Annotated in this window: 18 protein-coding genes; 2 read left to right on the top strand and 16 right to left on the bottom strand. The window is 51.0% G+C overall.

Annotated elements, in window-relative coordinates:
* Positions 1 to 135: 135 nt before the first annotated feature.
* The 6 genes from BWI93_RS10965 to BWI93_RS10940 form a co-directional block, all read right to left on the bottom strand.
* On the bottom strand, positions 136 to 1,566 hold the full coding sequence (locus tag BWI93_RS10965; protein WP_094811197.1) for a RagB/SusD family nutrient uptake outer membrane protein: 1,431 nt from the start codon (positions 1,564 to 1,566) through the stop codon (positions 136 to 138).
* A gap of 11 nt (positions 1,567 to 1,577) precedes the next feature.
* Positions 1,578 to 4,724: a TonB-dependent receptor gene (locus BWI93_RS10960; RefSeq protein ID WP_094811195.1), complete on the bottom strand. Its 3,147-nt coding sequence runs from the start codon at positions 4,722 to 4,724 to the stop codon at positions 1,578 to 1,580.
* 97 nt (positions 4,725 to 4,821) lie between these two features.
* The gene (locus BWI93_RS10955; protein WP_141217430.1) at positions 4,822 to 7,380 is read right to left on the bottom strand and encodes a DUF6298 domain-containing protein; all 2,559 of its coding nucleotides are present in this window, start codon (positions 7,378 to 7,380) and stop codon (positions 4,822 to 4,824) included.
* Positions 7,381 to 7,412: 32 nt separating this feature from the next.
* Positions 7,413 to 7,913 (bottom strand): hypothetical protein, encoded by a 501-nt coding sequence (locus BWI93_RS10950; protein WP_094811191.1) that lies wholly within the window; start codon positions 7,911 to 7,913, stop codon positions 7,413 to 7,415.
* A 328-nt stretch (positions 7,914 to 8,241) separates the two neighbouring features.
* Positions 8,242 to 9,870 (bottom strand): polysaccharide lyase family 1 protein, encoded by a 1,629-nt coding sequence (locus BWI93_RS10945; protein ID WP_094811189.1) that lies wholly within the window; start codon positions 9,868 to 9,870, stop codon positions 8,242 to 8,244.
* Between the two features lie 311 nt (positions 9,871 to 10,181).
* Positions 10,182 to 10,478: a hypothetical protein gene (locus BWI93_RS10940; protein ID WP_094811187.1), complete on the bottom strand. Its 297-nt coding sequence runs from the start codon at positions 10,476 to 10,478 to the stop codon at positions 10,182 to 10,184.
* Positions 10,479 to 10,505: 27 nt separating this feature from the next.
* On the opposite strand from BWI93_RS10940, the gene BWI93_RS10935 reads away from it, so the two are divergent.
* On the top strand, positions 10,506 to 10,817 hold the full coding sequence (locus BWI93_RS10935) for a helix-turn-helix domain-containing protein (protein ID WP_094811185.1): 312 nt from the start codon (positions 10,506 to 10,508) through the stop codon (positions 10,815 to 10,817).
* Positions 10,818 to 11,183: 366 nt separating this feature from the next.
* On the opposite strand, the gene BWI93_RS10930 is transcribed toward BWI93_RS10935, so the two are convergent.
* From BWI93_RS10930 to BWI93_RS10885, 10 genes are all read right to left on the bottom strand, one after another.
* Positions 11,184 to 11,759 carry a hypothetical protein gene (locus BWI93_RS10930; protein ID WP_141217429.1) on the bottom strand — a complete coding sequence of 192 codons (576 nt, stop codon included), beginning with the start codon at positions 11,757 to 11,759 and terminating at the stop codon, positions 11,184 to 11,186.
* 789 nt (positions 11,760 to 12,548) lie between these two features.
* Positions 12,549 to 14,786 carry a family 20 glycosylhydrolase gene (locus BWI93_RS10925; RefSeq protein ID WP_094811181.1) on the bottom strand — a complete coding sequence of 746 codons (2,238 nt, stop codon included), beginning with the start codon at positions 14,784 to 14,786 and terminating at the stop codon, positions 12,549 to 12,551.
* 134 nt (positions 14,787 to 14,920) lie between these two features.
* Entirely contained in the window at positions 14,921 to 15,583 is a 663-nt protein-coding gene (gene nth / locus BWI93_RS10920; RefSeq protein ID WP_094811179.1) for an endonuclease III, read from the bottom strand.
* Between the two features lie 129 nt (positions 15,584 to 15,712).
* Positions 15,713 to 16,930: a DUF2264 domain-containing protein gene (locus tag BWI93_RS10915; protein WP_094811177.1), complete on the bottom strand. Its 1,218-nt coding sequence runs from the start codon at positions 16,928 to 16,930 to the stop codon at positions 15,713 to 15,715.
* 58 nt (positions 16,931 to 16,988) lie between these two features.
* Positions 16,989 to 17,606, bottom strand: coding sequence for a YdeI family protein (locus BWI93_RS10910; RefSeq protein WP_094811175.1), 618 nt, complete (start codon positions 17,604 to 17,606; stop codon positions 16,989 to 16,991).
* Positions 17,607 to 17,617: 11 nt separating this feature from the next.
* Positions 17,618 to 18,151, bottom strand: a complete 534-nt coding sequence (locus BWI93_RS10905; RefSeq protein WP_094811173.1) for a DUF4199 domain-containing protein — start codon at positions 18,149 to 18,151, stop codon at positions 17,618 to 17,620.
* A gap of 78 nt (positions 18,152 to 18,229) precedes the next feature.
* A complete protein-coding gene (locus BWI93_RS10900) occupies positions 18,230 to 18,691 on the bottom strand; it encodes a response regulator transcription factor (RefSeq protein WP_094811171.1) in 462 nt (153 codons plus the stop codon).
* A gap of 122 nt (positions 18,692 to 18,813) precedes the next feature.
* The gene (locus BWI93_RS10895; protein WP_094811169.1) at positions 18,814 to 20,082 is read right to left on the bottom strand and encodes a PepSY domain-containing protein; all 1,269 of its coding nucleotides are present in this window, start codon (positions 20,080 to 20,082) and stop codon (positions 18,814 to 18,816) included.
* Positions 20,083 to 20,797: 715 nt separating this feature from the next.
* Positions 20,798 to 22,003 (bottom strand): PepSY domain-containing protein, encoded by a 1,206-nt coding sequence (locus BWI93_RS10890; protein WP_094811167.1) that lies wholly within the window; start codon positions 22,001 to 22,003, stop codon positions 20,798 to 20,800.
* Positions 22,004 to 22,113: 110 nt separating this feature from the next.
* Positions 22,114 to 24,042, bottom strand: coding sequence for a heparinase II/III family protein (locus BWI93_RS10885; protein ID WP_094811165.1), 1,929 nt, complete (start codon positions 24,040 to 24,042; stop codon positions 22,114 to 22,116).
* Between the two features lie 207 nt (positions 24,043 to 24,249).
* Between BWI93_RS10885 and BWI93_RS10880 the strand changes: the two genes are divergently transcribed.
* Positions 24,250 to 25,521, top strand: a complete 1,272-nt coding sequence (locus BWI93_RS10880) for a DUF2851 family protein (protein WP_094811163.1) — start codon at positions 24,250 to 24,252, stop codon at positions 25,519 to 25,521.
* Positions 25,522 to 25,807: the final 286 nt, after the last annotated feature.

Below are 25,807 nucleotides of genomic sequence, written 5' to 3'. Positions count from 1 at the left end.
ATGGAATGATCGGGGTGGAATGGTTTCGCGTCTAAGACGCTTGACCAAAAACGCCCCGATTACAAATCGGGGCGAGCGATGGGAACGCCCCGATCATTCACAATCGGGGCGAACAGAAAAGCGGCGTTTCTATCCTTAATTATACCCCGGATTCTGCGTAATAATCGAATTTTGCTGAAGCACCGTTAAGGGTATCGGAGCGATCAGTTTCGGTTCCGTGGCGGGTTTGCCTTTGGTGGTCAGCACTGGAATGGCCCGGTTGGTACGTTTGAGATCAAACCAGCGGTGAAATTCCAGAGCCAGCTCCACCCGACGTTCGTGTTCCAAAGCTAGGGCCAATGTTCCGTAGCGACCGGAAGGATAATTCGCCGAGCCATACGTCGGTACACCCGCCCGCGTCCGTACCTGATTCAGATACGTGGGATCGTCGGTAGCTTCGCTGAGCATTAGTAACAGATCGGCGTAGCGAAGTACCATGAAATTACTCAGGCCGAGCACCTTGCCCGTCGTTACTGGCGTTGTTTTGTCGTTCCATTTCTTTGGAAACCTGATAGACTGAAACACTCCTTTCGTATCCACGTAGCCCGTATCAATACTCGCCGTTTTGCGGGGATCGCCCGGTTCGTATTCGTTCCATAAATCATTCGTTACCTGATTGATTCCGCCCCCGATGTACCCCGTATAACTCACCGCGGGAAAAAACGTCTGATAATACTCGCTGTACGGACTCGTCGGTGAGCCGCCCAGAAACTGAATTTCAAAAATGGACTCACTCGTATTCTTGTTCGTATTCGACCACAGCGAAGCGTACGCCGGTACCAGCGAATACTGCTTGCTGTCATAGACGGCTTTCAGCACGCGGGCTGCGTTGGTTTTATCGTTCAGCGTCAAGTATACCTTGCCCAGTAAGGTTTGGGCCGCTCCCTGGGTTGGCTTGCCTTTGGTCGTTGCCGAAGCCAGCGGCAGGTTTTCCGCCGCGTACTGCAAATCCGACAGTATCTGCTGGTATACTTCAGTCTGCGGCTTGCGGGCATAGGTATAACTTTCCGCGGCTGTAATGGGCGTCAGTACCAGCGGCACGTCGCCCCAGGTTCGCACCATATTGAAGTAGTACAAGCTTCGCAGAAACAACATCTGAGCTCGAATCGACTTCTTGTACTCTTCATTCAGTGAAGCCGATTCCAGTTTCTGAATCACGATGTTGACGTTGTACAAAGCCGAATAGTATATCTGCCAGAAAGAGTAGTTGATCGTATTGGTGGAATTAAGCGTATAATCGCGGTAGGCCCATTTGTCGGCCTGAATGCCCGCCACGGCGTTTAGCGTTACATTATCCGACTGAATTTCTCCCGCGTACGAAACGGGGCCTTCGGGACCGTATACGGTGTACAGGGTAGCCATCGCGGCGTTGGCGGCCAGATCGAAATCAGCGGTAGTCCGGTAAAAATTTTCGGAGTTGGCGTTGGAAATTGGAGCCAGATCCAGGAAGGAATTCGTGCAGCCCGTAAGCGTCGCCAGCACGAGCATCAGCCCGTAAGCCGATTGATGGAATGAATAACGTTTCATGAGTATCAGGTTTAGAAGTCCGCACGAATACCAAACGTAATGACCCGGGGCAGCGGGTACGAGCCGTAATCCACGCCGATCATGGCTCCCGAGGGGAAGCTCGCATTGCCCGTACTGCCAATCGTGCCGGTTTCGGTACTGATGGCGTTGTAGTTGGTGGGTCGGTAGGTGGTGTTTTCGGGATCGATGTTTCGGTACTTGCTGAAGAGAAAGACGTTCTCTGCGTTCACATACACCCGGGCCGAACGGACGGGCGTTTTGCTAAGCAAGCTCGTCGGTAGGGCGTACGAAACCCGAATGTTTTTCACCCGCAGAAACGACGCATCTTCCACCCAGTAGCTGGAAAATTTTTCCTGTAAACCCTTGGGTGAAATGGTAGGTTTGAAATGTTTGCCGTCACCCGGCTCGCTTTCGGAACGCCAGTAGTTGGTCAGGTCTTCGTAGAAATTCCGGCCCGCGTTCCAGATTCCGAGGTAGCGAACGTTCTGGTTTACAATTTCTCCACCGTAGGAACCCTGCAACAGAAAAGATAGGTCGAAGCCTTTGTAGCTGAACGTATTCGTCATCCCGGCAATGAAATCAGGCTGGTAATTGCCAATCGTGGTTTGATCGTCGGTGGTGATGCGGCCATCGCCGTTGACGTCCCGCACGCGGGGATCGCCCGGCGTGGTACTCGGGTCGTGCGGATAGCCGTCGATTTCCGACTGGTTTTTGAATACGCCATCAAACACGTAGCCGTAGAAATTTGAAATCGGCTGACCGATTTCCGTCTTGACGCTCACGACGTATTCCGTATAAATAATCGGTGCGTTCGAGGGACCGAGTTTCAGGACTTTATTGCGGTTCAGGGAAAAGTTAAGATCCGTCGTCCAGTTGAATGCTCCGACCACGTTTTTGGAATTGATCGCCAGTTCAAATCCCCGATTCCGCATCCGTCCGATGTTGGTGAGCTGCGTCGAGAAACCCGTAATGTCCGGTACGGGCAGGTTCAGCAGCATGTCTTTGGTGACGGTGTTGTAGTAATCCGCCGTGATGTTCAGGCGGTTGTTGAACAGCCCCAGATCCAGTCCAATATCAAACTGATTGTTCTTCTCCCAGCGTAAATCCGGGTTGGCGATATTCGTATTTCGCAGGCCGTTGGCGATGGCTCCGTTGCCCACGTAATTACTGCTGCCGAGTAAACTCACCGCCCCGTAGTTAGGAATCTGGTTGTTGCCCGTTACGCCGTAACTTACCCGGAGTTTCAGGTTGCTGACGGCTTTGAGGTCACTCATGAAATTCTCGTCCGAAACCAGCCAGCCTGCCGATACTGAGGGGAAGGTACCCCAGCGGCTATTCCGGCCAAATCGCGAACTGGCATCCCGCCGTACCGCCGCCGTCAGGAAGTACTTGTTTTTGAAATTGTAATTCACCCGACCCAGATACGACAGCATTGACCATTCCGAAGCCGTGGTGCTTCCCGCCGAAACCGTACCCGCGTTGAGCGTTTCGACCAGATCGTTCGGGAAGTTATTGGCTCCCACCGTCGCGTACTCATCCCGCTGTTTCTGAGCCGTATACCCCGCCAGAGCCGTCAGCTTGTGATCGCCGAACTGCTTGTCGTAGTTCAGCGTATTCTCGCTCAGCCAGTTGAGGGAGTACGTCGAGAAATTCGTCGCCGCCGCGTCTAGCACCGAGGAGTAGCCGTAGCCCTGCTTCGCCACGCGGTAACTGTCGCCCCGGTTGTTGAAAAGATTGGCGTTGATACTCGTCCGGAATTTCAGGTCGTCGAGAATGTTGAATTCCGCATATGCCGTCCCCAGCGTATTGAACGAGCGGTTTTTCTTGTGGTAAAAGCGGGTCAGCGAATACGGGTGCCAGAGTACCAGATCATTGAAGGGGACAAAGCGATTCCAGGTTGAGTTCGGGTCCAGTGGGCCGAGGTTGCCGTTTTCGTTGTACACCGGATAAATCGGCGTACTCTGCAAAGCCAGACTGATGACGTCACTTTTCCCCTGTGTTCCTTCCGTCCGGTCGTTGATTCCCGTGATTCCGAGATTAGCTCCAATGGTGAGGCGTTTCGAAACGGCACTTTTGATGTTGGAGCGAATGGTCAGGCGTTTGTAGTAGTTCTGATCGAGTACGGCGTCCTGATCGAGATAGGCCGTTGAAAAGAGAAATTGTGTTTTGTCCGTTCCCCCCGACACCGACACCTGAGCGTTTCGCAGCGGAGCTGTCCGGTACATCGCGTCCTGCCAGTTGGTACCGTTTCCGAATAGCTGACGGTTGTTCAGGAAATCCTCGGGAATGCGGTACGAAGCCGTCCGGGCCGAATTGGGATCGGTGGCCTTCCCTCCCGCCGCCACCCAACCGTTGTTTTTTGCCGTGACGTAGTAGTCAATGTACTGCTGGGCGTTCATCATTTTGATCTGCTTGGCTACTTCCTGAACGCCGTATTCGAAGGTGGCACTAACGGTGGTACGGCCCGCCTGCCCCTGCTTGGTCGTTACCAGAATTACGCCACTGGACCCGCGTGACCCGTAAATAGCCGCCGAGGAGGCATCTTTCAGTACTTCTACCGACTCGATGTCCTGCGGGTTGATCATGTTCAGGTTGAAATTTTCCAGCGGCACACCGTCTACAACAAACAGCGGATTGGTACCCGCCGTGATGGAATTGACGCCCCGAATCCGGATGATGGGCGATAAGCCCGGTGCTCCCTGGGCCTGCGTGATGTTGACGCCCGGCATCTTCCCCGCCAGTGATTGCGTGACGTTACTGAACGAACGATCCTTGTACTGGTCATACCCGATGGACGTAACCGCTCCCGTCACGGCCCGCTTGCTTTGCGTGCCGTAACCCACGACGACCACTTCATCGAGGGCTTTGTTATCCGCCGTCAGGTCTACGGTCAATTCGGTCTGACTACCCACGGTGACTTCTTTGTTTTGATAGCCCACGTAACTAAACAGCAGTACGGCGTTGGATTCCGGTACTTCGAGCTGGAACCTACCACTAACGTCGGTAGTGGTGCCGCGTTGGGTACCTTTCAGTAAAATGCTTACGCCGGGTAGGGCCTCTCCGGCTCCCGTTACATTGCCCCGGAGGGTACGGGTTTGGGCCTGAGCCGTAAAGAATAGCAGCAGGAACCCCAGCAGGGTCAGGAAGAATTGTTTCATAGGTTTTGTATAGGTTTAACTTGTAAAGAGGTAAGCATACGCTTCCCGGCCTTCGGTAAAAAGGCTGGAAAATCATTCGGTACTGCTGCGTACTGGTTTACTGAAAACGTATCCAAATCACTTCGGGACCCTGGCTGGCGGGTAGATCGAGCGTTCCAAGGTCGGCTTTTTTTACGCCACGGACCTGCCCCGTTTTCGGATCGATCCGGGTAACGGTTACTGACTTTTGAACGGGTAAACTAATGGCTTGATTCGAGTCGTTGTACAGAATATAACCAAGTGCCGGATTACTCAAAGCGTACTGATTCGGCCCATTTTCCGGTAAGTTGACGGGCTGCATCCGGGCTGCGGCCTGTAGAAAAGCACCGTCGGCGATGGGCGGCAGGCTGGGCATGGAACCGCCCGCCAGCAACACAGCCCACCCCTGAACGTCGTAGCTGTCGCCCGCGTAGGTTACGGCTTTGTTGGGATACTTCTCCCGGTATTCCTTCACCGCCCGGTAGACCTGTTCGAAGGAACTGCGTTTGGGTTTGAGCAAGCGGGCGTGCTGGCGGGGAGCCAGGTTTTGTCCACCCGCCGGAGCGTAGACGGACCCGTCGGCCTGATAATGCCAATACTTAATGTCGATGAGGTCCACGGCGTCGGCTCGTTTGACGTCCTGCAGAATGGCGTCCTGCACATCCTTGGTTGTACTGAGTCCGACGGTAACGCGTTTGCCCGTTTCTTTTTCCCATTCTTTAATGGTATCGATCCAGAACTGAACGAAGGACAAAGGCCCGGTATATTCCGCTCCGATGAGCTGTACGACGCCCGTGTTTCCGATGAAATTATTCAGACATTGCCGGATGTACGCCCGGTGTAGTTTCCGCCGCTCGGGATGCGTCACGTCGTAGAATTGCTCGGCCATGAATACTCGCTTATCGCCCGCGTACGGCACGGGTTCGGGAAAGCCCGTGTTATTCAGGTTATTCACCGGACGCCAGGGAAAATCGGCGTAGTGGGCTCCGGCTTCGATGATGTTATGCTGGAAGTAGTGTTCGTGTACCAGCAGCAAGCCCTTTTGATCGGCCAGATCGGCAAATTGTTTCAGCCGATTCCAGTACCACTGGTTATACTTCGTCAGATCGTATTTACTCAGACCGTCCCAGGCCGTTTCTTTCCCACTGCGGGCGAACGGTAATTCATAAAACGGGGCCCACACTTCCCCGTCCATGCGACGGATGCGTTCGTGATCGTCGCGGCGACGGTCGTACCAGAGTCCATAATTATGGTCGATGGCCAGGATGTGCTGAGCCTGCATAGAATCGGTCAGGACGTCCAGATCGTCGGTAAGTCCAACGCCGGTGCGTCCCGGAACAAAGCGAGTAATGTGCGGTTTGACATTTTTCAGACCCTGGGGCCGGGTACTCCCGTTCCACCAGGGCACCTCCTGCCGACGACCCGTCAGGATTTGTTCTCCCCGTACCAGCACGCCCTTTTTGATTTCCATCGGAGCCGATTGAGGTACGGAACCTGGGGTGGTTTTGGAATCCACGGCAGCGACTTTTGTTTCCACCGGAATTGCGTTTCGGGTGGAAGCTTTTTCGATGAATTCCGATAGCGTTAGGGCCGGACGAAGCGACGCCTGCGTCAGCTCCTGAGCCACGTTAACCGGCGGACTACTCGAAGCTTCCGTGGGAACGGGCATCAGGGCTTCCGGAAAACGCTCCCCGAGACGTTCCTTCACCTGAGCATAGTACAAACTGCGGGGTCGAATGTGCTCATTCGACTGCTCCCAATACCCATTACCCGTAAACTGAGCCCAGGTACCAAAAGCCCAGTTCTGAGCAAGTACGGGCTGATCGCACTGCACGAGTGCCGCCGTACACTGCCAGAATACGCTGTTGGCGGCGTTGTATCCGGCTCCCTGCCCGTTCTGGCCCAGGTTACCGAAGCGTAAAGCATTGCCGTCACTGTTCACGATGTCGAACAATACGCCCGAAGCCCAGCTATCCACACCCCCGCTGAAACTGTGGGGTAAATGGGCTTCGCACTGTACGAAGGCCTGCGGCCCGGTGGCACAGAAACCTACCGCAAAATCGTGGTAACCGTATTCAGAATAGAGGCGTTGAAACAGCGTTTGCTGGCCTTTGGTATAAAACGTGTAGCGTCGTTCGCCGCCGATCTCGGAGATGGGCTCGAAGGAACGACAATCCTCCACCGTAATGCGTTGAGCCGTCTCCTGTACGTTGACGACCGAGCCTGCAAAATGAGCAAAATCGACCTGACGGACCCAGGCGTCTTCCACGTTTTCCAGCGTTACGCCCGTCCAGCGGTGATCTTCGTCTTTGAGATTTTTCGTATCGTAAGTCGATTCCATTCGCAGGTTTTCCAGACCAGACTGCCGGATTTTTCCGGGCCAGGTGTAGCGGGCCATGGTTCCGCCGCCGAAGGTTTGATCCAGTGCGGTGGTGAGCGGGGCATCCAGCGTCAGTTCATTGCCCTGGACCGCTACTACTTTTCGGTACCAGTACAAGTCCCGCTGACCGGGTTTCCAGCCCAAAGCCGTCACGCCGCCGCCGAAATGATCCATGCCCAGTGTATCGATCCAGGCTTTGGTGGAAGGTCGCTGAATCTGTACCAGATCTCCCGGTTGCAAAGAAGCGTGGGCATGCACCACGCGGGCATTGACGGGTACGTACGCATCCGTCAGCGGTACGGCTTTCTCGATCCGCTGATCGTTTTTCCGGTGATCGTGACCAGATCGTCCCGGCTGACTCCTGTTCCGCGTAGCGTCGTCGCGTGAATGCCACTGCCCCGCAGGACTACGCCTGAAGCTTTGATTTTCAGCGTACCCCTTACTTCATACAGCCCTTTTTCCAGCAGGATAGCCCCGCGAAAACCTTCGGTAGTTAGCGGTAATTTCGATACGTAATCAATGGCGGCCTGAATCCGGGCCGTGGCATCGCCTTTCGTTACGGGCACCCGAATTTGAATGGGTACGTTCGGAATAGCCGCTTCGCCCGCCCGGTAACCGCAGTAGGAAAAATCCAGTATTCGATTGCCAAGAGCGTCGGTCGTATACTCCAGTTTTTGCTGAGCGTTCAGCTGAATGGGCAGCTGTTTTTTTACCGGTTTAGGCTTCTGAGCCGAGGCTGCTCCCAGCCCCAGTATAACTGCAAATCCTAAGAAAAGCTTCGTTTGATACACCGCAGGTAACAGGCTTAAATGAATACATTCACCAGCGAAACATCGGGTGACCTTTCGCTGGTGAGAAAAGATAAGTTTCTACAGAAGCGTGGATTGGATACACACTCACTCGCGTATTCTTTTTCAATGGATCATTCAGGACTGTACCTTTTCCCTGAAAAAGTATTCAAAAGTAAAGAAATAGGCTCTTTTTTTCGTATACCATGTTTCCCAGCCGCTGTATCATCTTAGCATAAACCCGTACCAAATGAAAGGGTGTCAGCGTCGAAGCCTTCGCCCCGGTCTGACACCCCAAAAGAGTCCTTTTGATGAGGAGTACCCTTAGATTTTAGGGCTTTACATTTTGCACTGAAACCAGACTATTCAGGTAGTTTTCGATGTTCGTGTACCCGTCTTTTTTCTTGACTTTGGAAGCATCCGACGGATCTTTCGGATTCAGTCCGTTTTTCTTTTCCCAGTCATCGGGCATGCCGTCCTTATCGCTATCAACGTAGGGCGTGCCTTTGTATTCGGGATAGCCTCCCACCTGACTAATGTCGGTGATGATGCCTTGTTTGTACGAATCAATGGGTAACCGACGGTGTTTGAACTGGCTTTCCGGCAGTTTCACGCCTTCCTTATACGTGATCTTACCCGTCCGTACCTGCTCCACAATCCGTGTATCTACGGGATCGCGTTTGGGTAAGGTGGCACCGGCATTGGCCAGTACGTAATCAAAGGCTTTTTGCGTGGGCAGAATTGTCAGTTGAGGCATGGGCAGCGGCTCATTCCACTTCATATCGGCGGTATACTTATCCGTGTTGGCAAAGTTTTCTACCTGCACGCCCCCGTTCCAGTTGTCTTTCGTAATGGCTTCGTTCCCTTCCATGATATTTCCGTGAACGTACGCCCGGCCAAATACCAGGTGATCCAGCTTACTGCGACCCGCTTCGGGTTTGATGATCCGGTGGCCGACGGGCGAATCCTTCGGCGTCAGCGGGCCGGGTTTGTAATAGTTGTTGATGATATTAAACATGGCCCGGTAATCGCCGCCGTCCATCGAACGGTGGACCCAGTTGAAGACCACGTTATTTACGAAGTTGAAGATGCCGTACCAGCCTATGGAAGGGTTTCGTCCGGCGTTATCCGCCCAGAGATTCCGCATGAACGTACAGTTCTCGCCGCCCAGCGTACTGCCAAAGGCGTGATTCCAGGTATCAAGGGCTTCCGAAAAAATGGAGTTCTGAATGGTGATGTTCACCGTGGGCAGTTTCTGCTCGATGGCTCCCGTACTGTCATTATACATGTGCCGGTACATCGACATATTTTCGTCCAGTCCCCAGCTGGCCGATACGTGGTCGATCATGATATTACCCACGGGGTTTCCGCCGATGGAGTCATCCCGACGGCCGACGTGCGTTTCACCCCGACGGAATCGCATGTACCGAATCACCACGTCATGCGTATTGATCCAGACCGACTCCCCGGCTACGCAGACGCCATCGCCCGGAGCCGATTGTCCGGCGATGGTGATGTACGGTGCCCGGATGATGAGCGGCGTTTTCAACCGAATAATACCCGAAACGTTAAACACGACGGTACGGGCTCCCCCCTGTTCGCAGGCATCCCGCAGGGTACCGGGGCCGCTGTCCTCCAGACTCGTTACTACATATACGTTGCCCCCGCGTCCACCGAAAGTAAAGGCACCGCCGCCTTCGGCTCCCGGAAAGGCCGGAATGGGTGCCTGGGGTAAGTCATAGGGCCGCCCCGCCCAGGGAATGTACGGCTTGCCCTCGCGGGCTTCTTTCAGAATGGTAGGATACGCTTTTTGCCAGGCTAAGTCCGATTTTTTGCGGGCTTCGGCCAGTAATTCATCACTAGCTTTCTGTACATCGGAAGGAATTTGGGGATACTGAGCAAAAACGCTCGTCGAACTCAGTACAGCAGCTAGTAAAACAGGAATGAGGTTTTTCTTCATGGTTACCCAAAAAACGGATGAATCACGGATAAATCGAGGTTTTCTTCTTCTTTAAAGAAAGACAAATACGAATGAAGCGATAGATTGAAGGGTGAACTTCATTACAACCTCAAAATAAGGCTATAAAAACCCGAGATATGTATATCATTTTTTCGAGGTTCTGTAGCATCTTATCAGTCGATTTACCCCGATTCGCTGAAAACAGGACAAGATGATTCACCGAAAAATGGATAATCGCTTGTAAACCAAAGCGTTTTCTGCGTTCGTTTTCCGCTAACCTAACTCTTGTATGAACGAGCTAACGGTATCATCTACAATGATCTACCTTTCTTCTCCGTCCGTACTGCTTTTAAGTTCATCGCATTGATTAGCACCAGCGGTACCATCGCCACCGAAGCCGCCGCAATGGCGTTGAATTTTCCTTTCGACAGGGTTAGATAGATTCCGGTAGCCAACATGAGCAGGGCTGCGATTACACTCATCGTGATTGCTAATTTCAGATACTTCTCGTTTTTGAGTAGCTCTTCGTCACTCATTTCGTGCGGTTTTTTGACCTGTAGTCCCATGTAGTTGATTTCTTTATCTTTGTACGAAATTGATTGATCCACTTAAGCCTTGCAATAGGTCAGAAATTCATGACTACCCGCGAACAGCCCCAAGCCCCAGAGACCTGTCCAGCGAAGGGTCTTTTGAAATTGTTGTCAGGAAAGTGGAAGGCTGACATCTTTCGTTTAGCGGTAGATGCTCCGTTACGGTTCAATTCACTACTACGCCAGATACCGGACACGAATAAACAGTCGTTAGCGGTAGCCTTGCGGGAATTGGAAGAAGAAGGAATTCTGGAGAAGGTCACTATTACAGAAAAGCCCCTGCATATTGAATACTACCTGACGGAGAAAGGGCAGCTTCTGATTCCGGTTTTTAAGCAGTTGGAGGGATTGGCCTGAGGGTGGGATTCGTTCTTACAAGATAATCGAGCCTATGCCTCTAGACCGTTCAGTTTATACCAGTATCCAAGAGCTGTAGTTTATAGGCAACGGCTCTAAACCGTCCGGCCGAGACTAATAGCTAAGAGCCATAGGCTCGGCCCATTTCATAGGGTTGGGTTTTAACCCGACTCCCCGAATAGGCAACGGATTGAAATCCGTTGCTAAATAATAGATCGGGCCTACGGCTCTAGTTCGTCTAGTATAGACCACCATTGAAGAGGCGTAGGCTCGACCCATTTCTTACTTAGGGTTGGGTTTTAACCCAACTTCCTCTCGCCTCCACAACACGATCTACGTAAACGAGTCGTTCCTCATTAACAGAGCTTAAGGCATAGTAGGATTCCTGGGAGCAATGCCTAATTTCTTCAGATTCTCACGAATGCCCTGCCGAATAGCTACCATTCTGGGATTCTGGTAGAATAATAACAGCTTACGGTTCACCGCTGTGGTTGCGGCAGGCTTGTCATCCAGGAGTACAAAGTGAGCGAAAGTCTCGGCGGCGTCTTCGTCCCGAGAAGTAGAGGCATATCCGCTGACAAATTCATTGGCAGGTCCGCAGAAGTAATAGGTATATCCATGTTTCATCCAGCAATCTATCCCTGCCTGATCCATATACCGATTCCAATAGTTTACCATCAGGCTGTCCCGGATTGAACCCGGTTTGGGTACACTGGTATACGTATCCGAATCGGGCAAATACTTCAAATAGCTTTGTTCCTTATTAAAAGTTACGTAATGCCCAAATTCATGAATAAGCGTGTAAATGGGATAGCTGTAACCCAGGGTGTTATAGGTGTACGCCGGTGCCTTGAATCTAGGAATGGAGTCTAAATACGTTAGTAGTTTTGCGTCCACTTCCAGGTTAAAACTTTCCAGCGAATTGTCTTTTAACGTACTCATAGTTGCATAAGCTGATGAAGGCATACTTACCGAGAAATACTTAACGTCTTTTCGATACATTTCTGGAATTAAGTCACTGAAAAGTCGGAATATTTTTTCGTGACCCTGTTTATCCTTCTGCATTGAATTCCATAAAGCCTGCTCCGCCGTTACCGCGTCCTTATCCTTAAGCCCTGCCAGAAGTTCCGGACTAATAGAGTACATAGCATAAGGATACAATCGATCTTTGTAGATGTTATAAGTAATAAAAGTTCTTTTGACGATAAGGTCACCTGTCGTATCCGTATCAAAAACGGGTTGCTCTACTAGTTCTATCTCAGGCTTATGACAGGATGAGATACATATACTTATTCCTAACAAGCCTGTACAGAGAAGAAGTTGGCGTTTAAAAACGAGTAAAGAAGAATTATTTTTCATAGGTAAAAACATTTAAATTTTTAAGTATTTATACCCATAAAAATCTATACCACAGAGGGCGAATTGAAACCCATTCTTATAGGGTAATCGAGCTAGGACTTTAGGCCATCCAGTTGAGACTAATAGTTAAAACCGTGGGCTCGACTTATTCCCAGGTTTGGTTTACAGGCAACGGATTTCAATCCGTTGTTAAACGATTGGCCAAGCCTATGGCTCTAGTTCGTCTAGTGCAGACCAACCGTCCAGAGGCTCGACCCATTTCCTAGGGTTGGGTTTTAACCCGACTCACTAAATCTCCTAATGTGCAGTTTTGGTAAAAAAGAAACCCCCGCAGTAAATACTGCGGGGGTTTCGTCAAGTTCTTCTATTCAATTATCGCATAAACCAGCTATCTGGTACCTCCTTCGGTTCCGAACCGTTCAGGCTATATTTTAATTTAAGCGTGAAGCCGCCGCCCCCTTCAATAAAATCGGCCTCAAAGGGATGAGCACCCTTCTGTAACGCCACCTGCCCACTCTTTTCGATGGGAAAATGGTTACCATCGTTATCTACAACCATACGGTCAGCGATGCGGAGAATCCCACCATCATCACAGGTATAGAAGAAACTATACACGCCCGTTTCGGGTACGTTGATGAGTCCCCGGAACTGAATACCGAAGCTGGGAGCTATCACTGTCTTGGGCACGACTACGTTCGATACCGTAAAGGTGCTATCTGCCTTTTCCTGCTTCATCAGCGTAGTCATCTTGAAAAATTTCTTGTACAGACTACCCGTCAAACCAGGCTTTTTCCCGTTAGCCGAAACGGGCTTGGCGTACGCCTGTTGCTGGTACTTCAGCGTATAGATATCCCCGCGTAAGCCCGTAGACGTAAAGGCCGCTACTTTGATCGTTTGCGGTTTGGTAATCGTTAGCCCTTTGCCCAGTTCAGGCGAGGATTTCTGGGGCAACGAGCCGTCCGTCGTGTACCGAAGCCTATAACTTTCCAACGGTTTTTTAATGGATAACGTCGCTTTATCGACAAACACGTTTTCCTCCGTGAAACCCGTCAGATCGGGTAAGCGGTAGTGAATGTTGTGTTTTTCCATGATGGGATAATGCTGCAACAGACGTTTCTCGTAGGAAGCAAAATCCTTTTTATTCGTCCAGACTACTTCCGACAGAGCCGTCATCCGCGGCATGTACATGTACTCGGCCCGGTTTTCGCTGGGAATGAATTCCGTCCAGAGGTTCGCCTGAGCACCCATGAACAACTTCGCCTGTTCGGGCGTAATGCCTTCGGGCACCACTTCCAAGTTGTACACGTTCGATACCGACTGAATACCCGGAGGACTATCGAAATATAAGGTACTCACGGGCGTCATGACAATGGCATTGCCGTTTTTTGCGGCCTGATAAGGTGCTTTTTTCACCCACGAACGCCAGTACATCACGATGGCCGAAGCGTCGATGCCCCCTTCCAGAATTTCGTCCCAGCCGATGAGCTGTTTGCCCTTCGAAGCGAAAAACTTCTGCATCCGGTGCACGAAATAACTCTGCAATTCTTCCACGTTTTTGATGCCTTCTTTCTGCATCAAAGCCTTACAGGCTTCGGAATTGGCCCAGGTAGTTTTCTCTACTTCGTCGGCTCCCAGATGGACGTATTTGCTGGGAAAAAGGGCGAATATTTCGTTGAATACGTCTTCGGCAAACTGATACGTCTGCTCGTTACAGGGACAGATCGGCGTGGAGAAGGTCTTCCCCCACCCCGCGTCGGAGGTACAGCTCAGGAACGGATACTGTTTGATAGCCGCCATCATGTGGCCCGGCATATCGATTTCGGGAATGATTTCAACGGACCGCTCTGCCGCGTAAGCGACCAGCTCTTTGATTTGCTCTTGAGTATAGAAACCGCCGTACACCTGTTTGCCATCTTTCATTTTCAGGAAACGAGGGTCGATGACAAAATCGGGATTGTCTTTCGAGCGGGCGATACAGGTGGAATCCTGATTATTCAGCGTCCGCCAGGCCCCTTCCTGCGTTAGTAAGGGGTATTTTTTTATTTCAATCCGCCAACCCTGATCGTCGGTCAGGTGCAGGTGAAACTTGTTGAATTTGTAGAAGGCTAACTGATCGACGTATTTTTTCAGATACTCCAGCGTGAAAAAATGCCGAGACACATCCAGGTGCATTCCCCGCCAGGCGTACGCGGGCTGGTCTTTGATCGTTACCGCCGGAATTTTCTTCGCAGCACCCGCCATCACCAGCTGACGTAGCGTTTGTATCCCGCGATTGATTCCCGCATTGGTTTTACCCGATAATTTAATCATTGAAGCATTGACTTCCAGCGTGTACGCTTCCTCGTTACCCAACGAAGCATCGTACCCCAGGATTACCCGATTGCCTGATCCAGCCGTAGTACGGGTAATGCCCAGCAGCGATTTCAATTGATTTACCTGCGGTTGCAGCGAGGCATCGGCTGGAACAACCAGACTCGTGGTCGCATTCACTTCAAAAAATCCGGTGCTGGGTTGCAGCGAAGCCGGATAGGGAATCAGCGGATAAGGATTCGTTTGGGCGTACGTCATCCCGCTTACCAGGAAGCAGGCGAGTATCAGCAGTTTTTTCATTGGATTCGTTTAATGGTCACACACAAGCCAGCATGAGAGGGCCTCTGCAGAGGAAGAGTAAAACCGGAGCCTTATACCCATTCGCTCATCAAAGAATACAAAGAAAAGACTTCTGCCGGAGCAAACGACCGACTTTATCGATGTTTCGTCACATCCACCTGTTCACAAAACTCCAGAACGGGACAGGTCGAGCAGCGGGGCAGCGTTCCGGTACAAACGTGTTTTCCAAAGGGCATTAATAAGCGGTTGATGTCAATCCATTGGGATACGGGAACTTTGTTTTCCAGTACTTTCAGCGTTTTTTCGGGCGTAGTGGTTTTTACAAATCCCCAGCGGTTCACGACCCGATGGACGTGTACATCCACGCTGATGGCAGGTACGCCCGTGGCTACGCCCAACGCCAGGTTTGCACATTTGGGACCTACACCCTTGAGGGCCGTTAGCTGGTCGAAGTTAGCGGGCAATTGGCCGCCGTACTGGCTGATGGCCGTTTGGGCGATGGTCCGCATCGTCTCGGCTTTTTGTCCGGGATACTGACTTCCTTCCAGCATATTCGCCAGTTCTTCCATCGGAATGTTCAGTAATTGCTGTGGCGTGCGGGCCCGCTCAAAGAGTTTCAGGGAAAGCGGAATCGTCGTTTCGTCGAGGGTACGAATGGAAATAATGCAGGAAATGAGTTGTTCAAACAGCGTATTATAGCCACGCTCGGCCAGTTCAAACATGGCTGCTTTGGGGTACCGGGCAATGGCTTTTTCAATGCGTTGCAGCATTTCCGTTAGATCGAAGGCACGTTTCATGGTTGGCTCGTTTTCGATGGTACGATAAAAAGCTGAGCCAGCTGGGTTTGGGGATAGCCCTGGGTTGCACCCAGGGCTATTTGGATGGAACCCTTGCAGGGTTCTTTTCGGCAGAACGTACTCCGTACTTTAAGCTTTTACGGCGTGATCCGTCGGTAGGTTTTCGCCTTTTTCCCAGATGCGGCGACTGGTCCAGTCCGTAGCTGGGTTTGCCCAGAAGGTATCCGTCGCGGGGAGTCCCAACGGAAGTAAGGCCGTGGCGGTCAGGAACAGACTTCCCGTCGAAATATAACTTTCGCCGAGATCGGGCTGGTGCCCATTCAGGCCAATGTAGAGCCAGCCTTTTGAATCATAATTTTTCGGATTGTCGAGGGTTTTGTGGAGTACCGCCGTCAGAGCACTACGCACTTGAGCCGGAGCAATCTCCGAGGGTAATTGCTGTAAAAACGCCGTATTCGCCAGGTGGTGAAAAGCCCCGGCCCGGTAACAAATGGATCGGCCAATGACCGGAAAACTTCCATCCGAAGCAATCAATCGTTCCTGAATGGCTGCATACCGGGGAGCAATTTTATCCATCCGGGTTCGCAAGAAATCGTAACTTTTATCGGGCAGGAAGCGTAGAATATCCACCATAAAAGGCTGGATGACGTAACTGTTGTAGTAATCCCAGTGAAAATCCGGACCATCGCCGAAGATACCATCGCCCTTGTACCACTGTTCGTGCTGACGCAGGGCGTAATCCAGTCGCATTTTATCATACTCTTCGCCGATACTGGCAAAAAATACTTCGATCATGGCACTGAACAAGAGCCAGTTACTGAAGCCGGGACGAATGTTCCGTGTCTTCCGAAACGCTACTAGAAGCTGTTGCTGCACCGAAGGCTGTAACGATTGGTATAACTTCGGGCAACGCAGCAAACCCTGAGCCAGAAAAGCCGCGTCAACCAGTGGCTGGCCGCCTTCACTGTAATTCATGTAATCTTTGGCCTGGGGGTTAACCGCATTTTGAATCCCCCGCTGAGCCAGCTGGAAGTACCGTTGCCGAATCGTTTTTTCGTCGTCCGTATCCAGAGCCAGCCAGGGACCAATGCCCGCTAGTAACCGGCCCAGGGCCTCCAGGTACGAGTACTTACGACGGTCGACCTCCTGACCGGGCCGCGACTCCACGGGCATCCGGACTTTGAGCTGGTCTTCGGCCAGAGCCGTCAACAGGGGTTCCGATAGTTTTTGCAGGATACTGATCCAGTACGCCCGGTCGGAGGTTGGAGCGGCCAGCGTTTCCAGCGGAGACACCGTACTGAGTAAGCTTGCTCCGCCCAACTGACGGAGAAAAAAGCGACGAAGCATTCGTTAAGTTAGATTTAGCGTATTCTTGAGTGATAACAGAATCCATTATCGGATTCCCCTATTTTGATTTCCTGACGTATTTCCAGTTGCGTATTTTTCCTTCGGCGATCCATTCCAGAGCCTGATCCATTCGTTTGATACGCGTGCCTTCCGTTTTCGCTTCTTCCAGCCACTGTACATACTCACGTTGGCAGGCTCGGGAAAAGTTCTGAAACTGCTGGTGAGCCGCTTCGTTTTTCTGTAGTTCCGCCTGAAAATAGTCGGGAATACGAACAGGCTGTTGCTCTCGCTTCGGCGTAGGACGAACGCCCTGCTCGGCCAGTTGCATCGCCTGCTTGAGATAGCGGGTCAGCACTTCGTCAGAAGGAAGATCCGCTAGCGAACGTAGTTTCCCCAACTGACCCATGCCGGTTTGCTCACCGCTTATTGTAAGAATTCCGTCGGGGTCTTCCATCTTCGCTCCCAGCCAGAAGCCAAAGGAAGCGTGATTTTTAAAAGCGGCCATCAGGCACAGGTTACCGTTGGCGTAGCCAAAATGGGGCGTACCCCACTTGATCGTTTCCTGAACATCGGGACAAACCGTATGAATCAGTTCCCGCAAATGGCCCAGAATGGGCTGGGCAAAATCAGCCGCATTATCCAGGTACAGATCAATGCGGGGATCTGTTTTTCCCATACAACCAAAAGTTAGCTTTTAAAAGAAGGACGTTTTTTCAGTACTAATCCACTAAAGAAGGCCACGATCAAACCCACCGGAAGTATCTCCATATAAGTGATGGCGATTAAACCTCCCAGCGTATCGTAGTACGAAAACATGACCTGCATCTGCTCCCGCGACTCCGCCAGTTCAGTGGCAGTTTTTCCCTGAGCCTGCTGTTTTTCGATCATGCACTGCTGGTAGAATTGAGGAAAATCAGGAAAGAGCGTTTTGTAAAAAACCACCCAGACCAGGACGTAGATCGTTGAAGCGGTAAAAGCCACACCCAGTCCCAGCAGTAAGGCATCTTTAAAGGAAATAAAGCCGTTTAAATAACGATCCCGGTAGCTTTTAACGGCGATGAAAATCATGGAAAACGTCAGGAGCATCGACGCGTATCCAAACAGTTCGCCGTACTCGAAAAAAAAGGTCGAGCGACTTTTCAGCATTGTCATGGAAAGCACAAGCATGAGCGATGCCACTACGCCAGCGATGGCTCCGAAAACCAGTATGGTTCGTTTCATTTCAAGGGTTTGTTTTTGTCCCAAACCTGGGAATGAAAAAGAATCGGCCGCTCATCCTTTCGGGTGATTTTGTCTAAATCATACGTTTGGGGGAGTGCTGGCCTGGAGTAATCCCAGCAAACGGGCCTTTTCTACGGCTTGGGTCCGTCGCTTGACGTCCAGCTTGGTGTAGAGATTTCCCAGATGTGTTTTGATGGTATTCGTCGAGACAAAGAGCTTTTCCGCAATTTCTTCGTTGCTTAATCCTTTTGCAACCTGCATCAGCACTTCCCACTCCCGAACACTGATTCCGTACTTTTCCAGTAGTTCCGGGGTTGGACGCGTAAGGGGTTCGTAAGCCTGTATTACTTCCTTTTCGATCACCTGCGGAGCCGTCCAGCGTAAGCCCACCCAAATGCCTACCCCAATGAATACACCCGCCAGTATCAGCACGTAGATTTCGGTCGTATGGTCGAGCATGAGCCAGCGGTACTTACTCCAGGCCAGTAAGCTTAGCAACAGACCCAGTACCAATCCGTACGATAGAAAAGATCGCCACATAAGACATTTACTGATTACGGGATACGTATAGAATGAAGCTACGAATGTATCTGGTTCTCTGTTACCAGACCACGAAAAAAGCATCACCTTTTCAGATGATGCTTTCAGTAAACAATGATTTTTTATTCCCGCACGGCCTGAACTACCGCCCGCGGACGAACCCGAGCCGTTCCTGCCGGTCGAGCCATCGGTTTAGCTGCTTCGGGCTTACCCCGCTTCCACCAGATCAGAAAACCGGTAATGGGCAGACTGGTGGCGATTAAACAAGCCAGAAAATACAGGATTTTTGTGAAGGTGCCATAGAGTTCCCCCGTGTGGATAATCTTGGCCGAAACGGCGATCTTCTCACCCAGCGTTTTATCCGCGAAGCGTTCAAGTTTTAATACCTGCCCCGTATACGGATCGAGCGTCAGTCGATCTACCCCCGCCGAAGTAAAGAATCCGTTTTGTGATTTTTGAGCGACGATGGTCCCTACTGAATCTTTCGGCAGCGTCAGACGCAATACGCCGTTGTACGAAAATACCTGATTACTTTGACGTATAATTGCTTCCAGATCTAGCGGCTGGCGACCTTTGCCATCAATTTCCAAAGGTTTCTCTTCTCTCGGTGTAAATACGCCCATGAGCTGGCGGTAGCTAGTCCGATACCATTCCCAGGCAAAAACGGGGCCTGTCAGAGCCATAATCGTCACGAAGACGAACGCGTAAAAACCCAAGGTTTTGTGTAGATCGAAATTGAGTCGTTTGCTGCTGGCGTCGATTTTGATATTGAAACCGGGTTTCCAGACGTTCCATTTTTTCCAGCTACTGAGTTTCGCCGGTAACCATAAGAGCAGACCCGTGATTTGGAGCAGAATCATGCCCAACGCGGCCGTACCCGTGATGGCTCCCCCGATGTCGTGATTTTCGATGAGCAGCCAGCGATGCAGTTGCAGAACCGTCGCAAAAAATTTAGCCGTTGGGGTTTGAGCATTGCCCTGAATGGTTCCGGTGTATGGATTTACCAACAGATTCGTCGGCTTTTCTTTTTTGGGTGCCTTCTTCTCGCCTTTCTCGGCTCCTTTGGTTTCCTTCTTCGCTTCCGGTTTGGCTTTTTTCAACAGGCTGAAGGTCCAGGCTTCGTCGGCCCGTTCGGGAACCTGTATACCGGAAATTCGCAGTTCTTTGTTCTCCCGCTGTACCGTCGCCATGAGTTGAGCCAGCGGCAGTACGTTCCCCTGAGCCGGAACCTCAACGTGAAACTTTTCCCGATCAACCCACTGCGTGATTTCGCGATTGAACACATACATCGTACCTGTCAAACACATGACAAACAAAACGAGGGTACAGGGTAACCCTACCCACAGGTGCATGACATGAATCAGTTTCCGGAACGTGTATTTTTTAGTCATAATCAATGGCTAATCGGAAGAATGACGAGGGAAGAAAAGACTGAATCGTTGGCAAAAGCCTTCACTAAACTTAGTTTTTCAAATTTATTAAGACTTAGTCAAAATAAAATAGACCTTGGTAGAATTGTTGTGAAATTTTGTTGGGCCTGGGGTGTGGTTTTCCCGGTATTTTACGGAGGCTATTCACGTTGAACCCTTCAGATAGAGTGTGCGATTGGAGCATTCCCCGCATTGCATACGGGGCTAATCAAATTGAACCCCTCCGGGGTTGGCGAGCTAAGTTAGGGAAGGATGTTTTTTTAGTTAGACCGTTAGAAGCTGCCCGGTTATGGGTACAAGCTGGCAAGTCTGCACCAGTTGTGAGCTTCTCTAGTATTAATTAGTCTGTATTAGATAGAAATCTTATTTGTAAACCAGACCCTTGGAAATGGCTAGATGATGAGTACAATTTTGGAATTTGCTGCTATTCTTAGCAGGTCATCCCAACCCCGGAGGGGTTCAACTTGAGTAGCCCCGTATGAAATGCGGGGAAAACGTATATGCGTCGCAATGTAGCTAGGCAGTTGGAAACTGCCAGATGGTAGGTAAAGGTTGGGAAACCCGCACCAGTATCCAACCCAAACCCACAAAAAAATAAAGGTTACTGACATTGAATCAGTAACCTGCAAGGCTTAGATGATAAAATGGGATAACCGCATTCCCCTCTACCTAGTACTTATTCGCGTACTACTTTGCTACGCACGACGACGGGACGACGTACGTTTTTACTACGTTCTTTGGGCGTGGCCATCGTATGCGGATGTTGAGCTTTTTTGCGTCGACCCCACCAGATCAGCGTTCCGGTAATGGGTAAGGTGGCACAAATCAGACTCGCAAAGAACATCAGCATTTTTCCGGGTAAACCCCAGATGGCTCCTACGTGCAGGTCATAATTCATCCGGCGAAGCTTGTTGGCCAGATTAGCATCCGCGTAATTGCCGCTATACGGCCCAGTATGCTGAATTTCCTTTCCCGTATGCTGATCGTAATAGTGGTAATCGACTTTATAATACGTGCCATTCCGGAAGTTGACGTACGAGAAAATAGACATCGCGTTGCCTTCCGGAAACGAAATATTAATCCCCTGCTGATCAGGATGTTTCTGCATCAGATTCCGCCAGCTACGATCGACAATTTGCATAGGTGAAGCAGCGGTCTGTATCGCCGTTGTATCGGAAGGGGGAATGACGTAAGCGGGCGATCCTTTGCCCCCCGTCGCCCAGTATAACGAATTGGAAAACCACTCAAATCCCCAGACCAAACCCGTAATGGCGAATACCATCCCGATGGTCAGGATATAGAAACCCAGTACGTTGTGTAAATCGTAATTTTTCCGTCGCCAAGCCGCATCCCACTTGATGCTGAACCGCTGTTTGGCCGCACTTTTATTTTTCGGCCACCAGAGAACCAGTCCACTGACGAGCAACACCAGGAAAATAGCGGTTCCCGTAGCGGCAATCGGCTGACCAATTTTTTCGGGCAACCAGAGGTAATAATGTCCGTGCAGAATGAAGTGAAAAAAGTCATCGTCTTCGTTCCAGACGTGCAGTACTTCACCCGTGTAAGGGTTCAGGTAAACGACGTAGTAATATTCCGGGTCAAAATTATAGAAACCGACTTCCGCACTGCGACCCGGCACGCCATACAAAACGCCATCGGCTGCTTTGCCGGGCAGAGCCTGCTCGGCTTTCTGACGCAATACGGAGGGGGGCAGCAACTCGGCATGAGCTGGCGTTTCGGTGAATCGGTACGGCTGCGTGAGGTTTTTGATTTCCTGCTCGAAAGCCAGAATACAACCCGTGACGCTCAGGACAAATACAATCAACCCCGAGGCAAGCCCCAGGTACAAGTGTCCTTTACCGATCCATTTCTTTAGTTTCATCTCGCCGTTATTAGGTATACGTGATACGCAGCGAGACAAAACTAAAGCATTATCTTTATTTTTACTTAGTCTAAGTAATAAAAGATTTACGGAAAAGTACTGGTCCCGTATTAGTTAGCGAGGGAGAAAACGAAACGGTGTTTGCCTTTTGGAACGGGATTCATTTGTTCGAATAACACGCGTTGAATGGTCTTTCCCGTACCCCAGCTAGTCTTGAACGCTTCGTCATCCGGGGTACCAAGGGCTACCGGTTCCGTACGGACTTTCCAGCGTTTAGCGTCGTAGCTTAGTTTAACGGGAGGATGATTCGGTCCTTCGAACGTCACTGTGCCGGGCGTTTCGGTACGGACCTGACTCAGCGTTAGAAACACCTGAGTCAGATTCTGGGGTGTTTTTTCGAGTTCATACTCTTCGCGAATTTCTACAGTTTCCTTTTTCCGATTGAGCTGTACCGTTCGCCACCAGTTTCGTAAGCCTGCTTCTTTGGGGTAGGCTGCCGCCAAATCCATTTTTAGAGAAGTCTCGTTTTTGCGATACGTTACATTTTTAGCCGTGTAGGCCAGACCGTCTTTTTGTCCGTATCCATTGATGATGGGCAGGTTGTGGTACTGGGACTGCGTAAACCAAAGCTTGTACCGACGTCCCGAAAAGGTATTGGCGGTGTAGGTACCACGTCCGGCGTCAATGATAACGGGTTCGCCTTTAGCGTACACAATGAAATCTCCGACGTCGTTGTGGTTATGGCTTTCGGCATTGTGCCCCGCGTGGGTCGCCACAAAGAGCGTTTTGGAACGAGCTGCCATCACCTGCACATCCGGAAACCAGACTTCAGGAACGTTCGTAAACGGAGCGTTAGGAATTTCCTGTACTGCTTTCACCGTCAACACATTCCAGACCTGCCGTTGCCGCTGAAAGCTGTTGATGACCCGCGTGATTCCGAACGTACGGAAGCCCCAGGCCCCAAACTGCTTCAGCGTATCATCCTTAATTTTTTCTCCAAATCGGTACAGCATGAGACCATCGGGCCGTAACATCGGATCGGCATCGGCGAAATCGACGAAATAAGCATTGGCGATGTGCATTTTATAGACATAGGAAGCCATATTCCGAATGATCGGCTGATCGTAGATATTGATTTTTCCGCCCGACGCACTTTCCAGCGTTTCCAGAGCATCGAAGACGCAGCCACCGGCGGCAAACCAGTACATGGGTCCTTCGTCGGTACCGCCGTCTTCGCCCAGTCCGTTCAGGTATAAATCCAGTCCCGACATGGCGGCATGCAGCATCTGAGCTCGGCGTTGTTCGTTGCGTTCCAGGAATAGCGTAGCCGTCATCCAGTTCGACATAATCCAGGAATTCCAGTTGTTCGCTTTCACATCCTTACGCAAATACCCGTAGCGATTGGGTACCTGAATGGGTTCGAACAGACGAATGTTCGTTTCGTGATAGATGCGTTTACGAATCAGGGGCGATACTTTATCCAGCTGGCCGCCTACCAGATAATCCGTCAGGGCGAGTACGGCGGCGGTTTCGGCGGCAAACAGATCGACCGTTCGCTCCTCGACGTCAGGTAGCCCACTGCCAGCCTTCTGCGTGCCGATGTGAGCCGGAATGCCCCAATAGCTTTCTTCGCAAATGGCCCAGACCATGTTTACGATAGCATCCGTGAAACGACCTTTGCCTTCCACGGCTTCCGCCATCGTCAGATCCAGCAGATCGTGCCGGCGATTGAAGGTAATTTCTTCGTAGTGGGTACGGTTGGCGGTTCGGACGTACTCTAGCGTCAGCGTGGCAGTTAGGGGCAACAGCGGTTTTGCCGCGGCCACTTCTCCCCGTTGAATCAGGCCGGTGCGTACACTGTCGGTAATTGCTTTTTGCCAGGTTTCGGGCGTTTTCGGATACGGCGTCCACTGATCCAGCGGGATGAGTAGGTGCTGTACCGTTTCGAGTGGATAGTTTTTCTGAAGAAGATTACGGGGTACTACTTGGGCGGTGCTCAGTAATGAACTCAGCAGGAAAAGGAGCAAATAAGGTTTCATACAAGCATGGTCCGAATTCAGGGGTGTACATGTGAATTCGTTTTTAGGGAATTAATCAATTCCCTAAAAATAGACTTTCTCTGCTGCGTTGCCCCTTACAGCGGTTCAGATTTTGGGTGGAAACTAAACGTAGTAGCACTACTTAGTATCCGGTTCGGCACTTCACCAACAGTCCTCCTACTTTACGTCAAATCCTGTTGATTGGCTATGACGGAAGATTTTATTCATTATCTGTGGCAGTTCCAGCAATTTGACGCGACTGCTTTGCAAACCGAGACGGGCGATTCGGTACAGGTGATTAGTCCAGGAAAAGCTCATCAGGATGCCGGACCGGATTTTCAGCAGGCCCGTATTCGTATTAGTACGTTGGAGTGGGTCGGTACCGTTGAAATTCACACGCGTTCTTCCGACTGGTTTCGCCATACGCACGAAACGGATGCTGCTTACGAAAATGTCATTTTACACGTAGTCTGGATCCACGATGCTCCCGTATACCGAACCGATGGTACAGAAGTGCCTACCCTGTGTTTACAAAACCGCACGGACCCGGCCTGGCTTGATCGGTATCAAATCCTGGTTCATTCGCAGGAAGCCCTGGCCTGCTCAAGCCAGTTTTTAACGGCTTTTGAACTACACAAACGATCCATGCTCGATCGTACGCTTATCCAGCGATTGTCAGCAAAAGCCGAAAAGGTAAGGCAGCTATGGGAACAGTCCCAAAATAACTGGGAAGAAACGACCTGGCAGATTCTCGCCCGCTCGCTCGGTTCGCCGCTTAATGCCGAGCCGCTGGAATGGCTCGCCCGTACGGTTCCCCTCCGCCTTTTGCACAAGCATCGTAATCAGCCTTTTCAGGTTGAGGCCTTGCTGTTTGGCTGTTCGGGACTGATCCCCGCTACCCCACAGGACGCCTATACTTTACAACTTCAGAGAGAGGCCGATTTTCTTTTAAAGAAGTACGAATTACAGCCTTTGCCTACGCAGGTCTGGAAGTTTCTGCGGCTACGTCCGGCCAGTTTCCCGACGGTACGGATTGCCCAACTCGTTCCGCTGGTTACGCAGCCGCTATCGCTTTTCTCTTTTTTTATTAATCAGGAAGATGTTACTACAATCATGAAAACGGTACAGGTTAGTCCTTCCGAATACTGGCAACAGCATTACACGTTTCACAAACCCACGGAACACGGCGTTACCCAGCTGGGACAGGAAACGGCTCATCGGATTTTGATTAATGCGGTGGTACCGCTACTCGTCGCCTACGGTCATCACAAGGACGAAGCCCGTTACACTGATCGGGCCATCGAACGCCTGGAACAGCTTCCGGCCGAACAGCATGCGATTACCAAAACCTGGAAATCCTACGGTCTCAAATGCCAGAACGCCGCCGACTCGCAAGGAGCCCTGGAATGGATGCAAACCTACTGTCAACCCAGAAAATGCCTGAGCTGTAGTGTGGGGTTGGGTTTATTGAAGAGATAAGGGAATGATGGTTTGTTTTACTTAAATGATTCTTTACTTGAGTCGCCTTAATCAGACCGGGTTTCGTCTCCCTTACTGGCTGATTAGTAGCCCCTGAGCCTCTCCACGCCTAACGATAGCCTGCTCTAGGGCCACCGCATTGCGGCTATCGTAGGTTGTTCCGTTGCTCAGGGGCGGGAGAGGTTTTCATCTTCTGAAAATTCTTTTGTTGTTGGTTTTGATCAAGTTCCTGCACGGACGACATAAACCCAGGCCCCGTCCTATCACATTCCATGTCGGGCTTAAG

This window comes from Siphonobacter sp. BAB-5385 (assembly GCF_002261125.1).
In the GTDB taxonomy this organism is placed as follows: domain Bacteria; phylum Bacteroidota; class Bacteroidia; order Cytophagales; family Spirosomataceae; genus Siphonobacter.
The sequence above is the reverse complement of the archived record's forward strand: the minus strand, read 5'-3'. Positions and strand labels throughout refer to the sequence as shown.

Excerpts from the sequence above, each read along its gene's own strand:
- BWI93_RS10965 (WP_094811197.1), bottom strand. The coding sequence starts at position 1,566 with ATGAAACGTTATTCATTCCATCAATCGGCTTACGGGCTGATGCTCGTG.
- BWI93_RS10960 (WP_094811195.1), bottom strand. The coding sequence starts at position 4,724 with ATGAAACAATTCTTCCTGACCCTGCTGGGGTTCCTGCTGCTATTCTTT.
- BWI93_RS10945 (WP_094811189.1), bottom strand. The coding sequence starts at position 9,870 with ATGAAGAAAAACCTCATTCCTGTTTTACTAGCTGCTGTACTGAGTTCG.
- BWI93_RS10935 (WP_094811185.1), top strand. The coding sequence starts at position 10,506 with ATGACTACCCGCGAACAGCCCCAAGCCCCAGAGACCTGTCCAGCGAAG.
- BWI93_RS10930 (WP_141217429.1), bottom strand. The coding sequence starts at position 11,759 with ATGAGTACGTTAAAAGACAATTCGCTGGAAAGTTTTAACCTGGAAGTG.
- BWI93_RS10925 (WP_094811181.1), bottom strand. The coding sequence starts at position 14,786 with ATGAAAAAACTGCTGATACTCGCCTGCTTCCTGGTAAGCGGGATGACG.
- nth (WP_094811179.1), bottom strand. The coding sequence starts at position 15,583 with ATGAAACGTGCCTTCGATCTAACGGAAATGCTGCAACGCATTGAAAAA.
- BWI93_RS10915 (WP_094811177.1), bottom strand. The coding sequence starts at position 16,930 with ATGCTTCGTCGCTTTTTTCTCCGTCAGTTGGGCGGAGCAAGCTTACTC.
- BWI93_RS10910 (WP_094811175.1), bottom strand. The coding sequence starts at position 17,606 with ATGGGAAAAACAGATCCCCGCATTGATCTGTACCTGGATAATGCGGCT.
- BWI93_RS10905 (WP_094811173.1), bottom strand. The coding sequence starts at position 18,151 with ATGAAACGAACCATACTGGTTTTCGGAGCCATCGCTGGCGTAGTGGCA.
- BWI93_RS10900 (WP_094811171.1), bottom strand. The coding sequence starts at position 18,691 with ATGTGGCGATCTTTTCTATCGTACGGATTGGTACTGGGTCTGTTGCTA.
- BWI93_RS10895 (WP_094811169.1), bottom strand. The coding sequence starts at position 20,082 with ATGACTAAAAAATACACGTTCCGGAAACTGATTCATGTCATGCACCTG.
- BWI93_RS10890 (WP_094811167.1), bottom strand. The coding sequence starts at position 22,003 with ATGAAACTAAAGAAATGGATCGGTAAAGGACACTTGTACCTGGGGCTT.
- BWI93_RS10885 (WP_094811165.1), bottom strand. The coding sequence starts at position 24,042 with ATGAAACCTTATTTGCTCCTTTTCCTGCTGAGTTCATTACTGAGCACC.
- BWI93_RS10880 (WP_094811163.1), top strand. The coding sequence starts at position 24,250 with ATGACGGAAGATTTTATTCATTATCTGTGGCAGTTCCAGCAATTTGAC.